Raw genomic sequence first — 14796 nt, 5'->3', positions numbered from 1 at the left:
GCGCCGGGTGGTTCCCGGCCCATACGTAGACAACGGGCCATGCGGGGTGGGGGTCACGCGCCCGGCCACCCGGCGGTCTGATGCGACGTCGGGCCGAAAAGTTCCCCCGACTCCCTACCGATTTCACATCTGTTGGAGCACAAGAAGGTGATGAAACCCAACCCTGTGCCACTTTTCACCGTCTTACATCGTGGTAGGCGGACGACACACCCGTCCGCGGGGAAGCAGTGGGATACGGGGCCGGATGCACATCTCTTTCCTTATTCACAACGCGTACGGGATCGGCGGGACGATCCGGACCACGTACAACCTCGCCCGCACCCTGGGGGAGCAGCACGATGTGGAGATCGTGTCGGTCTTCCGCCACCGCGACCAGCCGATCTTCGACCCCGGTCCGCAGGTGCGGCTCAGCCATCTCGTGGACCTCCGGAAGAGCAGCCCGTCCTACGACGGCGGCGACCCGGACCACAGCCGCCCGGCGCAGGTCTTCCCCGTGACCGAGGGCCGCTACAAGCAGTACAGCGCGCTCACCGACCGCCGTATCGCGGATCATCTGCGCTCGCTCGAGGCCGATATCGTTGTCGGAACCCGGCCCGGGCTCAATGTCCACATCGCCCGGGAGGCCCGTCGCGGTCCGGTACGGGTCGGCCAGGAGCATCTGACGCTCAGCACCCACTCCAAGGGGCTGAAGCGGGCCCTGCGCGCCGTCTACCCCCGGCTGGACGCGGTGACCACCGTGACCGAGGCCGACGCCCAGACCTACCGCGGCCAGATGCGGCTGCCCGGTGTGCGGGTCGAGGCGGTCCCCAACAGCGTGCCCGCGCCCGGTCTGGAGCCCGCCGACGGCACCGGCAAGTGGGTGGTCGCGGCCGGCCGACTGGCCCCGGTGAAACGCTACGACCTGCTGATCCGCGCGTTCGCGAAGGTCAGCGAGGCCCGCCCCGACTGGCGGCTGCGGATCTACGGCGGCGGCGCCCAGCACGCCAAGCTGCGCGCCCTCATCGACCGGCTCGGCCTCTACAACAACGTCTTCCTGATGGGCCCGGCCAATCCGCTCGACCCCGAGTGGGCCAAGGGCTCCATAGCCGCCGTCACCTCCAGCCTTGAGTCGTTCGGCATGACCATCGTGGAGGCCATGCGCTGCGGCCTTCCCGTGGTGTCCACCGACTGCCCGCACGGGCCCGCGGAGATCATCGACAACGGTGTGGACGGCCGTCTCGTCCCCACCGGCGACATCGACGCCATAGCCGCCGCGCTGCTCGACCTCATCAACAACGACGAGCTGCGCCAGCAGATGGGGCAGGCGGCGCTGAAGGACTCGGCCCGCTTCGACCCCTCGCGGGTTGCCGGGCGCTACGAGACGCTGTTCTCCGAGCTGATCGGCCGCAGCGGCCTGCGGGGCTCCCTGCACCGCGCCCGCGGCTCCCTGATCGGTGGCGCGTTCGCCGCCAAGGACTCCCTGCGGAAGGTGCGTGTCGCATGAGTGCACCAGCACAGGCAACGCAGCACGTCGAGGAGGACAGAATGATCGAGGCCGCCGAGGCCGCCCCCGCCCGCGCCGACTGCGTGGCGGACTCCGCCGGTGGGCTCACCTTCCACATCGCCGACTGGGCCCGCCCCACGCCGGGCGGCCACGACGACTGGAGCGGTGCGCTGGTGCTGCTCCGCCGGGGCGCGGCCGACGCCCCCGACGGGGAGGTCCGGCTGCCGCTGGGCCCCACCGCGGACGGCCGGCTCCAGGCCGCCCTGCCCAGCAACGTCGCCCTGCCCGAGGGCCGCTGGGACGTCCATGTGGCCTACCGGGACGCCGAGCCGCGGCGGCTCGCCCCGGGCCTGAACGATCTGCGCTCGCTCGTGGACCGCCGTCCCGGGCCGAGCACCTCCCCGCTGTCCGTCCGCATCCCGTACGCCACCAAGCACGGCAATCTCTCCCTGCGCAGCTGGCGGCGGGCGCCCCACGCCGAGGCCGGGGAGATCCGGCTGGAGGACGACACGATGGCGGTGCGGGGGCGGCTCTACCGCGTCGCGTACCCGTCCGAGTGGCTGGCCGACGCGGTGGTCGAGGCCCGCTGCCGCGGGGGCGAGGCCCCGGTGCGCACGGCACCGCTCGAGGTGGAGGGCTCGGACTTCTCCTTCACGCTCCCCTACGCCGAGCTCGCGCGCACCTGGAGCGGCGGCGCGGACGTCTGGGACCTGTGGCTGCGCCCGGCGGACCGGACCATGGCCCCGGCGCGGCTCGCCCGGATCCTGGACGATGTCGCGGACAAGAAGGAGATCTTCACCTATCCGCCGCGCACGGTGGCCGGTCCGCACGGGGAGGCACTGGCGCGGCCGTACTACACCCGGGACAACGATCTCGCGGTGCGGATCGAGGCGCTCGCCTGAGCCCGGGAGCCTGAGGGCGAACCGAGGACAGCCTGGTGAGCCGGGGACAGCCATGAGGACCGAGGGCAGCCTGGTGAGCTGAGGACAGCCTTGGCCTTGAGGACGAAGGCTGTCCTCGATCGGTGGCAGACTCGGCCGCATGCTGGAGACCTCGGCCCGACTGCTCCGCCTGCTCTCCCTGCTGCAGGCCCACCGCGAATGGTCCGGCGCCGACCTCGCCGACCGGCTCGGGGTCACCCCGCGCACCGTGCGCCGCGATGTCGACCGGCTGCGCGAGCTCGGCTACCCGGTGCACTCCGCGCCGGGCACCGGCGGTGGCTATCAGCTGGGCGCGGGCGCCCAGCTGCCGCCGCTGCTGCTGGACGACGAGGAGGCGGTGGCGGTCGCGGTGCGGCTGCGCCAGGCGACGGGCGGCGGGGTCGAGGGCATCGAGGAGACCTCGGTGCGGGCCCTGGCCAAGCTGGAGCAGGTGCTGCCGGACCGGCTGCGCCGCCGGGTGGGCGCGCTGACCGCCTTCACCGTGCCGCTGTCCGGCTGGAGCGGCGGCCCCGGGGTGGACCCCGGGGTGCTGACCGAGCTGGCCGCCGCCTGCCGGGACTGCCATCAGCTGCGCTTCGAGTACCGCGACCACGGCGGTGCGGTCACCCGCCGCACCGCCGAACCCCACCGGCTGGTCGCCGCGCAGCGCCGCTGGTACCTGGTCGCCTGGGATGTGGAACGCGCCGACTGGCGTACGTACCGGGTCGACCGGATCACCCCGACCCCGCCGCACGGCCCCCGCTTCACCCCGCGCCGCCCGCCCGCCGACGACATCGCCGCCTATGTGGCCCGGGGGATCACCACCTCGGTCTACGCCCAGCGGGCCACCGTGCTGCTGCGGGTGCCCGCCGAGCGGGCGGCCGAGCGCTTCACACCCACGGTGGGGGTGCTGGAGGCCGTGGACGAGCACAGCTGTCTGCTGCACACCGGCGCCCACAGCCTCGAGGGGCTGGTGATCCACATCGCGCTGAGCGGCTTCGACTTCGAGGTGCGCGAGCCGGTGGAGCTGATCGACCACATCCGGGAGCTCAGGAATCGGCTGGATCGGGCCCTGGGCTGACCGAGCCCCGCGACTTCAGCGGCTGGTCCTTCTGCCGCGTCAGGCTCGCCACCTCGGGGTGGTTCAGATCGAAGGCCGGCGACTCGGAGCGGATCCTGGGCAGCGTGGTGAAGTTGTGCCGGGGCGGGGGACAGGAGGTCGCCCACTCCAGGGAGCGGCCGAACCCCCACGGGTCGTCGACCTCCACCTTCTTCCCGTACTTGGCCGTCTTCCAGACGTTGTAGAGGAACGGCAGGGTCGACATGCCCAGCAGGAAGGAGCCGACCGTCGAGATGGTGTTGAGCGCGGTGAAGCCGTCCGCCGCCAGATAGTCGGCGTAGCGGCGCGGCATCCCCTCCACGCCCAGCCAGTGCTGCACCAGGAAGGTGGTGTGGAAGCCGGTGAACAGCGTCCAGAAGTGGATCTTGGCCAGCCGCTCCTCCAGCAGCTTCCCGGTGAACTTGGGCCACCAGAAGTAGAACCCGGCGAACATCGCGAAGACGACCGTCCCGAAGACCACGTAGTGGAAGTGGCCCACGACGAAGTAGGTGTCCGTGACATGGAAGTCCAGCGGCGGTGAGGCCAGGATGACGCCGGTGAGCCCGCCGAAGAGGAAGCTCACCAGGAACCCGACCGCCCACAGCATCGGCGCCTCCAGGGACACCGAGCCGCCCAGCATGGTGCCGATCCAGTTGAAGAACTTCACCCCGGTCGGCACCGCGATCAGAAACGACATCAGGGAGAAGAAGGGCAGCAGAACCGATCCGGTGGCGAACATGTGGTGGGCCCAGACGACCATCGACAGCCCGGTGATGGCCATGGTCGCGCCGATCAGCGTCACATAGCCGAAGATCGGCTTGCGCGAGAAGACCGGGATGATCTCGCTGATGATGCCGAAGAACGGCAGTGCGATGATGTAGACCTCGGGATGGCCGAAGAACCAGAAGAGGTGCTGCCACAGCAGCGGCCCGCCGTACCGGGGGTCGAAGACCACCGCCCCGAACCGCCGGTCCGCCTCCAGCGCCAGCAGCGCCGCCGCCAGCACCGGGAACGCCATGAGGATCATGATCGAGGTGAAGAGGGTGTTCCAGGTGAAGATCGGCATCCGGAACATCGTCATGCCCGGTGCGCGCATCGCCATGATGGTGGTCAGGAAGTTCACCGCGCCCAGGATCGTCCCGAACCCCGACAGCGCCAGCCCCATGATCCACATATCGGCGCCGATGCCGGGGGAGCGGATCGGGCTGTTGAGCGGGGCGTAGGCGGTCCAGCCGTAGTCCGCGGCGCCGCCCGGCACCAGCAGCCCGGCCACCACGATCAGCCCGCCGAACAGATACAGCCAGTACGACAGCATGTTCAGACGCGGGAACGCCACATCGGGCGCCCCGATCTGCAGCGGCATGATCTCGTTGGCGAACCCCGCGAACGCCGGGGTCGCGAACAGCAGCAGCATGATCGTGCCATGCAGGGTGAACGCCTGGTTGAAGTCCTCCTGCGAGACGATCTGCAGGCCCGGACGGGCCAGCTCGGCGCGCATCACCAGCGCCAGCACGCCGCCGACCAGGAAGAAGCCGAACGACGAGATCAGATACAGATGCCCGATCTTCTTGTGGTCGGTGGTGGTGAGCCAGTCCACCAGCACACTGCCCTGCCGCGTCTCCCGTACCGGACCGGCGGCCCGCGCGGTCTGTGTCGCCATCGGGACTCCTCCGTGTCCTGGGCGGGTATCGCCATGATCACCCGGTGGGTGCCGTGATCCGGGGAGCTGCCCCGAGCGTCACTCCCTCGGGGGCAGCAGCGGACCGAGTGGCCCAAGGTCCAGATTGAGATCGGAGGGCGCGATGCCGTAGCGGTCGCAGAGCGTGCCCATCCGGTCCTCCAGGAGCATCAGCGTCAGCCCGATCCGCTCCTCCTGGTCCTCCGTCAGATCGCCCTGGTCCACCCGGCGCAGTGCCTGCCGCTCCATGAGCTGGCGCAGCAGCTCCACGACGGTGAGCACCAGCTTCATCAGATCGCGCTCGACGGTGTCCTGGTCCAGCTCCAGCTTGTGGCTCACGGTTCCTCCCAGGGAGACGGCACATTGGCGTTGACCGAGCTGATGAGCGCGCGCAGATCGATGCGGACCAGGTCGACGTCGGCGATCCGCAAGGTCAGATCACCGGTGATCACCACCCCGCCCGCCAGCAGCCGGTCCAACACGTCCACCAGGGCGATCTGCTGATGGGCCAGGGGGCCTTCGGGGGCGATCGTCATCCGTCCGCCCCCGCGCTCTCGGTCTCCCCTTCCGCGCCGGAGGTCTCGTCCATTTCCGCGCCGGAGGTCTCGTCCATGGCGGTGAAGGAGTACGGCGCCCAGGGGCCGGTCAGCTCCAGCCGCAGCGCGGGCGTCCGCCCGGCCAGCTCACCGACCCGCTCGGCGAAGTCGGCGCTGTCCTCGCGCCGCACCAGATACGCGGCGTTCAGTACATTGCGGTCGGAGATCCCCGACAGTTTGGGGTCCTGCGGCGGATGCAGCCGGGACCGCTCGGCCAGCCCGCTGAGGGTGTCGTGCACCAGCCGCGCGCCCTCCTCCGTATCGCCCCAGCGCCGCTCGGCGGCCTGCCGCTGGGCCTTGCGGCGGCGCAGATAGTCACGGCCGGACATGGCGCCCGGGGAGTTCGGGGCGCTCGGTGCCTCCGCGGCCCCGGCCCCGGCGGTGGACTCCTCGGCGGCGGGCTGCTGGGTGGCATACGCCTTGACGCCCCATTCGACCCGGCCCTCCAGCCGGTCCAGCGCCGAGGCGAACCGCTCCCGCCCGGTGGCGAGCATCCGCCGCAGCCCCTCGTCGCCGTGGCACACGGTGGCCAGCCGGACCGGTATGACACAGGACTCGGCACCGGCGGTGTCGACCACCCGCTGATGGGCCCGGGCCATCTTCTCCAGCCAGGCCATGTCCTCCAGCCGCTCCCGCAGCGGGCCCTCGTCGAAGTCCTCGGCCGGTACGGCGCCCGCCAGCACGGCGAGCCCCAGATGGCGTACGGCGTACACCGGTTCACCCGCGACGCCGGTCACCCCCTCCAGGGCGGTGAGGGTGTCCAGGGCGGCCTCCGGCGCGCCGGTGTCGCACACGACCGCGTAGGCGTACCGCAGTCCATCGGTCATTCGGCCGTCTCCCGGTTCTCGCCGCTGGTCACCTCGGTGTTCTCGCTGCCGTTCCGACTGGTGACCTCGGCGTTCTCCCGGTGGGTGACCTCGGCCCGCTCGCCGCCGTCCACCCCGGTCCGGGCGCGCGAGGAGAGCGAGGGGTCGTGCTCCCACCAGTCGATGCCCATCTCCTTCGCCTTGTCGACCGAGGCCACGATCAGCCGCAGCTTGATCGTGAGAAGTTCGATGTCGAGCAGGTTGATGCGGATATCGCCCGCGATCACCACGCCCTTGTCGAGCACCCGCTCCAGGATGTCGGCGAGGTTCGCCCCGCCCTCACCCCGTCCGGCCAGGCCGTACGACCCCGAGGAGCCGAGCGACGACGCCGGTGAGCCATAGGCGCCGGCCGTCGGGGCCACACCGCCCCGGGTGGTCACAGAGTCCCGTTCGCCCACTGGCGCGCCTCCTCCAACCGGTCGAGCAGCACGTCCTCCTGCCGCTCGAATTCCGTCTCGTCGATGAGGCCCTGGTCGAGCTGGGTCTCCAGCTCGGCCAGGGCGCGCTGGATGTTGGCCGGGTCGTAGTACTCCTGCTCCGCCGCGGCGACGACCTGCCTCAGCACCCAGCCGATCATCAGCATCAGGACTCGACGAAGCTGTACGGCGGCAGCGGACCGTTGATCCGCAGCTTCAGCCAGGGGTGGGACCGCTCCAGATCGGCGGCCGCCGACAGCAGCGGATCGGCAGCGTCCTTGCCCAGCAGCAGCGACAGGCTCACGAACCAGCCGCCGCTCTCCGGACCGGGCCGCACCTCCTCGGCGGTCGGCGCCAGCGCCTCCTCCACCAGCTTCGCGTCCCGCACCTCACGGGCCCGTACCGCGCCCGCCATCAGCTCGCCGAAGCGCACCCGGTCCTCGTAGGTGCCGCCGCCCGCCGCCCGGTTGGCCTCCGCCATCATCCGCAGCTCCGGCTCCTCGGCGAGCACCTGGTGGAGCACCGAGTCCTCGTCGTGCACGGCCTTGACGTTGTACTCCACCCGGTCGGTCAGCCGGTTCAGCTGGTCCTGGTAGCGGTCGGCGTGCTCGGCCAGCACGCTGCGGACGTCGTCGTCGCTGGAGGAGACGCTGCCGAAGCGCATCGGCAGCACCGCGCGGGAGCCGCTGACCTCGGCCAGCACATGCTGGTGGGCCAGCAGATCGCGGCGCCGGGGCTTGAGCTCCGGCGGGCAGTCGCTGACGATCGCGGCCAGCTCGCCCTCGTTCAGCGCCCGGACCGGCAGCGGGGGGTCGCCGATGCCCAGCAGTCGATCGCCCAGGTCCGGGACCTCGCCCCGCGCGATGCCGTAGACATACGTGGTCATGAGGACTCCTCGGACTTCCGTGGTGCCGCCTTACGGGCCGGACGGCGCCGGCGCGGCTCCTCCTCCGCTTCCTCCTCCGACGGCCGGATCGCGTCGGCCACGGTCTGGGCGGCCTTGGAGACGGTGTCCCCGGCGCCGGAGAGGGCGCCCTTGGTCTTGGCCCGCGAGCCGTTCTCGGTGATGCCCTCGACGACCTCGGGCAGCCCGGGGGACTTGTTCGGGCCCGACTCCAGGTCGAGGCGGTTGCACGCCTCGGCGAACCGCAGATAGGTGTCGACGCTCGCGACCACGACCCGAACGTCGATCTTGAGTATTTCGATGCCGACCAGGGAGACTCGGATGAACGCGTCGATCACCAGCCCTCGGTCGAGTATGAGTTCCAGGACGTCGTACAGGCCGCTGGTGCCGCCCCCGCCCCTGGATTGCTGTGCCGGGACAACAGTGGTCATGTCGGGTGTGTTCCTCTCGTGTCCGGTGGCGTCCGGTGCCCCACCGGCGTCAGCGGCGGTCGCTCCGGCCGCGCTCATAGCGGCGGAGACGTCGGTAGCCGGTCAGCAGGCCGTCCGGGTCGAGGGTCACCTCGTACAGGGCCATCAGGCTCATCGTCTCCGGCACCCGGGCCAGCTCCGTCACCTCGGCCTCCAGCAGCCACCCGTCGTCGGTCCGCTCCAGACGGGGGAGGGACTCGGGGTGCAGGCCCGTCAGCTCGACGAGTTGTTCACGGGCGGCGCGCAGGAGCGCCAGCGGGCTCGGACCGCCGGCCGCCGTCTTCTCGGGGGTCTCATCGGATCTGTCAGTCATGTTGGCTCCGGTGGCGGCGGGTACCGCGCCCGGGTGGGTGTAAACCTCGGCCTTCGGCCCCCGGCGATTTGTGGTGGAATTGTGTGCTCCGAAGGGGTCCGGGCCGTGCATTTCCGGTCGCCTCGGGAATTATTCGGCAGATCTCGCCCGCGCACCCGCCGCCCATACCGGAGCCGGCCGTTTGGCGCGGGATATCGACGGAAACTCGCAATCGTCTTCGAGGCGTCAACACAAGCCCCGGAAGAGTGATGAAGTCGCTCACAAACCCGGGCGTGTTTTCTGTGACACAAGTGTGACGAATGGCGGCCGTGAGAGGCATGGGGCGGTGGTAGTCCCATGGCGGTCCATGACAACTCTGGGTTTGCCACCCGTAGGGAGCCGCCTACGGTGGCTCTCATGGGACCTGTACCGAACCTTCCGGCCGAACCCGACGACGACCTCGACAGCTATGTGGGCCTCGATGCGGGCACCGCCGAGGAGCGGGCGCGCGCACGCGGCTGGAGCACCGTACGGACGCTTCCGCCGGGCGCGATCATCACCATGGAGTACCTGCGGGGGCGGATCGACTTCGAGGTGGACGAGGGCACGGTGAAGCGCTGCTGGCGCGGCTGACCGGGGCCGGTCGACCGAGTGCGGCCGACGGGCTGACCGGTCGGCTGACCGGTCTGGGTCGGTGCCGGTGCGCCGATGGGCCGGTGCGCCCGGCGCGGGGACGACGACGGCCCCGGAACGCTCTCGCCCGAGCGTTCCGGGGCCGTGGTGCGACCGGTCGGTGTGGGGAAGGGGTGCGTACCGCCCCGCGGCCCGGTGGGGGCTCAGCCTCCCGTGGCCGTCCGGCCCCGGGAGGCGCCGGACGGGCCGAAGGGCGCCGTGGCACGCGGCACCCGGTCGGCGTGCGGCGGCCGGCGGCTGCCGACCGGGGTGACCGGGGTGCGCTCGGAGCGCACCGTGTGCTGGCGGACCGGGTGGAGGGGCCGCCCGTCGGGGCCCCGGCCGGTGGCGGTGCCGGGCCGGACCACGGCCACGGTCTCGCGGGCGGGCAGCTCGTCGTCGCGGGCGGCGCGCGGGGTGGCCAGCGGGGTCCCGGCGACCGGCCGCCCGGACGGCACCGGCACGGGCGTGCGGCGCTCGCGCAACCGGCGCCACAGGGTCAGCAGCAGCACCTCGGCGCGGGCCATGGCGGGCTCCAGCCAGGGCAGCGCCAGCAGCACCAGCACCCCGGCGGCCCAGCCCAGCACCACATCGCTCAGCCAGTGGGTGCCGAGGTAGACGGTGGTCATGCCGACGCCGAAGGCGAAGCCCGCGGCGATCAGCGAGGCGACCCTGCGGGCCACCGGGGTGGTCGCCAGATAGGCCAGCACACCCCAGGTGACCACGGCGTTCGCGGTGTGACCCGAAGGAAATATATCGCCGGTGCGCCACATCTCGTTGGATCCGACGGTGGTCGCGTAGTGCGGACCGAGCCGGCCGAAACCGATCTTCACCGCGCCCACGGTGGCGTTCAGCAGCAGCAGGGAGGTGCCCAGCACCAGCAGCGGGCGCAGGGTGCGCTGCCGGTAGCAGCACCACCCGAGCCAGGCGGCGACGGCCACGGCGGTGGGCCCGCGCTGGCCCATGACCACGAAGTAGTCCAGGAAGGTGTGGAACTCGGGCCACTGCTTGTAGGGCCGGAAGAGCATGACCTGCCAGTCGAGCTTCACCAGCCATGAGGTGGTGAGCACGCCGATCACGGTCGCCGCGTAGACCGCCAGCGTGGTCCCGAGCAGCCAGAAGCGTGTTCGGGTCATGCGCGGTCGCGCGAGATCGGGCCTTCGCTCCTCGGTCGCGGGGAGCCTGTCTTCGGTACGCACCTAATCGACGTTACATTGCGTGACAGGCGGGTTCAGTCGATCAGGTCGCTTTGTGATGACGATGTGATGTGGAGTGCGTCTCGTCCGCGCCTTTTGGCCGCGCCTTTCCAAGGAATGTACGAGGCCCCGGGGCTTTTCCGCTCCCGGCCTTCCAATGGGCGTGTCTCAGGGACTTTATGGAATTCTTACAGGGCGTGTTTATCGCCTATTAGTCAAAGCGTTCCCCGAAGTTTCCCCTGGCGTCGCCGGGTGGCCGGGAGTGATCGTCGACGTGGTCCTGACGGGCCGGTCGGGGTGGCCGGATCGCGGCGGTGGCCGGAGCGGTGGCCGGAGCGGTGGCCGGATCAGGGCGGTCCGGAGCCGTGCAGCCAGAAGGCCCCGTACACCGCCGACGCGAGCCCCACCGACCCCAGGACCAGCGCGGTGCGCGCCGGGCGCAGCCGGGCCAGGGCGACCGCGATCGGCAGCAGCAGCGGGAAGGCCGGTATCAGCAGCCGGGGCTTGGAGCCGAAGTACCCCTTCGCGGCCAGCGCCAGGACGAGCACCGCCCCGCCGTAGGCCAGCAGCGGCAGCGGCTGGCGCTGCCGCACACAGCGCACGGCGAGCCAGAGCAGCGCCCCGACGCCGAGCAGCAGCCCGAGCCCGCTCACGAAGGGCGGCTCGATCAGCAGCCCCCCGATGAAGCGCGCGAAGGCCAGACCGCCGTCGAAGCCGTTTCCCCAGCCGTTCTGCACGTCGAAGTAGCCGGTGACGCTTCCGGTGCGGAGGGCGACCCACACCACATAGCCCAGCCAGCCCAGCGGCGCCAACACGACGCCCGCGAGCAGCCCCCTCTGTGTGCGCCACGCCTGGTGCCGGTGACCGCCCGGCAGCAGCTCCACCGCGGCGGCCACCCAGACCGCCGCGACGACCGCCGCCCCCACCGGCCGGGTGAGCCCCGCGAGCGCCGCGCACAGCCCCGCCCACAGCCACCGCCGGGTGAGCGCCGCGTAGACCCCCCAGGCGGCCAGCGCCGTGAAGAGCGACTCCGAGTACGCCATCGACTGCACGATCCCGACCGGCAGCACACCCCACAGCACGGCCAGCGTGACGCCCACCCGCCGTCCGTACAGCAGGTCCCCGATCGCGAAGATCCCCCATGCGGCGAACAGGGACGTGACCGAGCTCACCAGCAGACCCGCGTCGGCCGCGTCCAGCGGGGCTATGGCCGATATCACTCGCTCCAGCGCCGGGAGCAGCGGGAAGAACGCCAGGTTGGAGTGGACCGCGCCGTCGGGCAGATGGAGCGTGTAGCCGTACCCCTCCTCGGCGATGCGGGTGTACCACAGCGAGTCCCAGCGCGCGGAGAGCAGCTGGTGCGGGCTCTTGTCCGCGAAGGCTCCCCAGATCGCGAGGACCACCAGCCCGAGCAGGCGCGTCCCCGCGTACGCGAGCAGTGCCGGAGCGGCCCGGCGCAGCGCGCGACCAGCGGCGCGGCCCGGCCGGCCGTCGTCGCTGAGCGGCGCGGTGCCAGCCTGGGCGAGATCAGTCACGGCGACGATTATCAAGGATGATCCGGACCGCCCGCCGGGCCTGTGGACAACCCTGCGCGGAGCGGCCACGGAGGCTGTGGACAACTGCGGCGCGGCAACGGCGGACGGCAACGGCGGACGGCAACCGCGGACGGCAACGGAGGGCGAACGGAAGACGGTCACCAGGAGGACGAGGGTGGGACGAGGGAGGGACGGGGGGCGGAACGCCGGTGGGACGCCGGGAGGGCACAGGAGGGACGGCAGAAGGCCAGGGGGACAAAAGGGGAAGTCTGGAACGTACGCCTCCGTAACCATCCGCGGTCCGGTCCCAACATGACCTGCGGCACACGGCTCGCGCGGGGACTCGCGTACCCTGACCTCTCACTCGCGCCTTCGCCACCGGGGCCACCCGGACGTCCCTACGACGTGACGTACCGCCCTCACGACGGCGGACCGCGAGCGCAAGACCCAGGGAGGTGCGTACATGTCCGGGACGACCACGGCCGGCAATCGGCGGACGGCGGGCGTTCCCCGGCAATGGCGCGGCACCGAGGCGAGCGGCGGGGCGAACCGCTGGGTCGTGCTCCTCGTGCTCTGCGTCAGCCTGCTGCTCGTCGCCGTGGACGCGACCGTGCTCCATGTCGCGGTCCCGGCCGTGACCGAGGATCTGCGCCCCGGCGCGATCGAACTGCTGTGGATCGTGGACGTCTACCCACTGGTCTGCGCCTCGCTGCTGATCCTCTTCGGCACCCTCGGCGACCGCGTCGGCAGACGGCGCGTCCTGCTGCTCGGCTACGGGCTCTTCGGCGCCGCCTCCGCGATCGCCGCCTTCGCCCCCAACCCCCAGATCCTCATCGTGGCCCGCGCCCTGCTGGGCGTCGGCGGCGCGATGATCATGCCCGCCACCCTGTCGATCCTGCGCCAGGTCTTCCCGGACCGCCGGGAGCGGGCGCTGGCGATAGGCATCTGGAGCGCGGTCGCCGCCGTCGGCGCGGCCGTCGGCCCGCTGCTCGGCGGCTTCCTGGTGGAGAACTTCTGGTGGGGCTCGGTCTTCCTGGTCAACCTGCCCCTGATGATCGTGGCGCTGCCCGTCGGCCGCTGGCTGCTGCCGGAGTCCACCGGCGACAAGAACGGCCCCTGGGACGTGCTGGGCGCGGTCATGGCCGCCTGCGGCCTGTTCTGCGTCGTCCTCGGCGTCAAGCGGGTGGGCAGCGGCGCGGGGCCGCTGGACGCCGTGACCGCCGCCCCGGTGCTGGTCGGGGTGGTGCTGCTGGTGCTCTTCGTCCGCCGCCAGCGCCGCCGTACGCATCCGCTGGTGGACCTCAAGCTGTTCGCCCGGCCCGCCTTCTCGATCTCCGTCGGCTGTATCGTGCTCGCCCTGCTGGCGCTCGTCGGCCTGGAGCTCATAGCCGCCCAGTACCTCCAGCTCGTGCTCGGGCTCACCCCGCTCGAGACGGGTCTGCGGCTGCTGCCGCTCACCTTCGCCGCCATGGCCGCCGGGCTCGTAGGGTCCCGGATGCTTCAGTGGCTCGGCCCGCGGGTCATGGTCGCGGTCGGCTTCGCACTCACCGCCCTCGCCGTGCTCTCGCTGACCGCCATGGGCCAGTCGGACCGGCCCGCCGTGCTCGTCGGCGGCTTCATCGTCCTGGGCTTCGGCCTGGAGACCACGCTCTTCAGCGCGTACGAGTCGATGCTCAACGAGGCGTCGGCCGGCTCCGCGGGCGGCGCGGCCGCCATCGGCGAGACCTCCTACCAGCTCGGTGCCGGGATCGGCATCGCCCTCCTCGGCAGCGTCATGAACGCCGCCTACAAGCCCGGCGTCTCCTCGGTGCCCGGCGTCCCCGCCTCCGCCAGCTCCGACGCGAGCCAGTCGCTGGGCGCGGCGTACAAGGTCTCCGACCGGCTCGGCGGCCACGCCGGGGAGGCCCTGCGCTCGGCCTCCCGCGCCGCCTTCGTCCACGGTCTGCACGTCACGCTCGCGGTCAGCGCCGGGCTGCTGCTGCTCGGCGCGCTGGCCGCGCTGCGGCTGCCCAAGGTCATGGAGTGCGCCGCCGACGACGAGGAGCCCACCCAGGGCCCGGCGGACCAGCAGGGCCCGGCGGATCAGCAGGGCCCGGCGGATCAGCGGGGCCGGGCGGACCAGCAGGGCCTGGACCAGCAGGAGTCGGACGGCACGGACGCTCCGGCACGCCTCGACCGCGCCACCGTCGCCGCAGAGTCCTGACCGACTCGGGCCGGTCCGGGCTGGTCCGGTCCGGGCTGGGCTGGGTTCTATGGGGTGTCCGCCGGTTCTCGGTTCTTTCCCCTCCCCGCCCCTTCCCACAACTGGGGCTCCGCCCCAGACCCCGGGATCCAGGGGCGAGGCCCCTCCCGTGGGGCGGGGTCCCTGCCGTGGGGTGAGGCTCCTTCCGTGGGGCGGGGTCCCTTCCGTGGGGCGGGGTCCCTTCCGTGGGGCGGGGTCCCTTCCGTGGGGTGAGGCCCCTTCCGTGGGGCGGGGTCCCTGCCGTGGGGTGAGGCTCCTTCCGTGGGGCGGGGTCCCTTCCGTGGGGTGAGGCTCCTTCCGTGGGGCGAGGCCCTGCCGTGTGAGGCCCGGCCTCGTCCTGCTCGATCGCTGGCCGGCCCCCGATGACCCGATGACCCGGCGCGAGCAGGTCTGGACGCCAGGGGTTACCCGGTCGTAGCGTCGGACC

The 14796-nt window shown here is 71.7% G+C and carries 16 protein-coding genes; 5 read left to right on the top strand and 11 right to left on the bottom strand.

The features are described from left to right. Positions 1-244 precede the first annotated feature (244 nt). The 3 genes from IEJ02_RS14430 (at position 245) to IEJ02_RS14420 (ending at position 3484) form a co-directional block, all read left to right on the top strand. On the top strand, positions 245-1483 hold the full coding sequence (locus IEJ02_RS14430; protein ID WP_191065224.1) for a glycosyltransferase family 4 protein: 1239 nt from the start codon (positions 245-247) through the stop codon (positions 1481-1483). A gap of 41 nt (positions 1484-1524) precedes the next feature. After that, complete coding sequence (locus IEJ02_RS14425) at positions 1525-2385, top strand: hypothetical protein (RefSeq protein ID WP_191065261.1); 861 nt, start codon at positions 1525-1527, stop codon at positions 2383-2385. Positions 2386-2524: 139 nt separating this feature from the next. Continuing rightward, positions 2525-3484 (top strand): helix-turn-helix transcriptional regulator, encoded by a 960-nt coding sequence (locus IEJ02_RS14420; RefSeq protein WP_191065223.1) that lies wholly within the window; start codon positions 2525-2527, stop codon positions 3482-3484. Here IEJ02_RS14420 and ctaD read toward each other — a convergent pair. The 9 genes from ctaD to gvpO all read right to left on the bottom strand — a co-directional run bounded on the left by ctaD (position 3453) and on the right by gvpO (position 8745). Next, positions 3453-5162, bottom strand: coding sequence for an aa3-type cytochrome oxidase subunit I (gene ctaD / locus IEJ02_RS14415; RefSeq protein WP_191065222.1), 1710 nt, complete (start codon positions 5160-5162; stop codon positions 3453-3455). The two genes, IEJ02_RS14420 and ctaD, sit on opposite strands and share 32 nt — an antisense overlap. 78 nt (positions 5163-5240) lie before the next feature. Further along, complete coding sequence (locus tag IEJ02_RS14410; RefSeq protein ID WP_162001815.1) at positions 5241-5519, bottom strand: gas vesicle protein K; 279 nt, start codon at positions 5517-5519, stop codon at positions 5241-5243. After that, positions 5516-5716 carry a gas vesicle protein gene (locus tag IEJ02_RS14405; protein WP_137977353.1) on the bottom strand — a complete coding sequence of 67 codons (201 nt, stop codon included), beginning with the start codon at positions 5714-5716 and terminating at the stop codon, positions 5516-5518. Before IEJ02_RS14405 ends, IEJ02_RS14410 begins: the two co-directional genes overlap by 4 nt. After that, entirely contained in the window at positions 5713-6603 is an 891-nt protein-coding gene (locus IEJ02_RS14400) for a GvpL/GvpF family gas vesicle protein (RefSeq protein ID WP_191065221.1), read from the bottom strand. Before IEJ02_RS14400 ends, IEJ02_RS14405 begins: the two co-directional genes overlap by 4 nt. Next, positions 6600-6938: a gas vesicle protein gene (locus IEJ02_RS48510; RefSeq protein WP_223863816.1), complete on the bottom strand. Its 339-nt coding sequence runs from the start codon at positions 6936-6938 to the stop codon at positions 6600-6602. Before IEJ02_RS48510 ends, IEJ02_RS14400 begins: the two co-directional genes overlap by 4 nt. 80 nt (positions 6939-7018) lie before the next feature. Continuing rightward, positions 7019-7225: a gas vesicle protein GvpG gene (locus IEJ02_RS14390; RefSeq protein ID WP_191065220.1), complete on the bottom strand. Its 207-nt coding sequence runs from the start codon at positions 7223-7225 to the stop codon at positions 7019-7021. Continuing rightward, complete coding sequence (locus tag IEJ02_RS14385; protein WP_137977350.1) at positions 7225-7944, bottom strand: GvpL/GvpF family gas vesicle protein; 720 nt, start codon at positions 7942-7944, stop codon at positions 7225-7227. The genes IEJ02_RS14390 and IEJ02_RS14385 overlap by 1 nt, the downstream gene beginning before the upstream one ends. Further along, a complete protein-coding gene (locus IEJ02_RS14380; protein ID WP_191065219.1) occupies positions 7941-8393 on the bottom strand; it encodes a gas vesicle structural protein GvpA in 453 nt (150 codons plus the stop codon). The genes IEJ02_RS14385 and IEJ02_RS14380 overlap by 4 nt, the downstream gene beginning before the upstream one ends. A gap of 49 nt (positions 8394-8442) precedes the next feature. Further along, on the bottom strand, positions 8443-8745 hold the full coding sequence (gene gvpO, locus IEJ02_RS14375) for a gas vesicle protein GvpO (protein ID WP_191065218.1): 303 nt from the start codon (positions 8743-8745) through the stop codon (positions 8443-8445). A 396-nt stretch (positions 8746-9141) separates the two neighbouring features. Here gvpO and IEJ02_RS14370 point away from each other — a divergent pair, with 396 nt between their 5' ends. After that, on the top strand, positions 9142-9357 hold the full coding sequence (locus IEJ02_RS14370; RefSeq protein WP_037949885.1) for an I78 family peptidase inhibitor: 216 nt from the start codon (positions 9142-9144) through the stop codon (positions 9355-9357). 203 nt (positions 9358-9560) lie between these two features. Here IEJ02_RS14370 and IEJ02_RS14365 read toward each other — a convergent pair whose 3' ends face one another. Further along, positions 9561-10595 (bottom strand): phosphatase PAP2 family protein, encoded by a 1035-nt coding sequence (locus IEJ02_RS14365; RefSeq protein WP_191065217.1) that lies wholly within the window; start codon positions 10593-10595, stop codon positions 9561-9563. Positions 10596-10939: 344 nt separating this feature from the next. Further along, a complete protein-coding gene (locus IEJ02_RS14360) occupies positions 10940-12127 on the bottom strand; it encodes a hypothetical protein (RefSeq protein WP_191065216.1) in 1188 nt (395 codons plus the stop codon). A gap of 463 nt (positions 12128-12590) precedes the next feature. Here IEJ02_RS14360 and IEJ02_RS14355 point away from each other — a divergent pair, with 463 nt between their 5' ends. Continuing rightward, positions 12591-14330 (top strand): MFS transporter, encoded by a 1740-nt coding sequence (locus IEJ02_RS14355; RefSeq protein WP_191065215.1) that lies wholly within the window; start codon positions 12591-12593, stop codon positions 14328-14330. Positions 14331-14796 lie beyond the last annotated feature (466 nt).

The sequence above is a fragment of the Streptomyces sp. 5-10 genome (genome assembly GCF_014712245.1).
GTDB lineage: Bacteria > Actinomycetota > Actinomycetes > Streptomycetales > Streptomycetaceae > Streptomyces > Streptomyces violaceusniger.
This window is presented reverse-complemented; position numbering and strand designations above follow the sequence as displayed.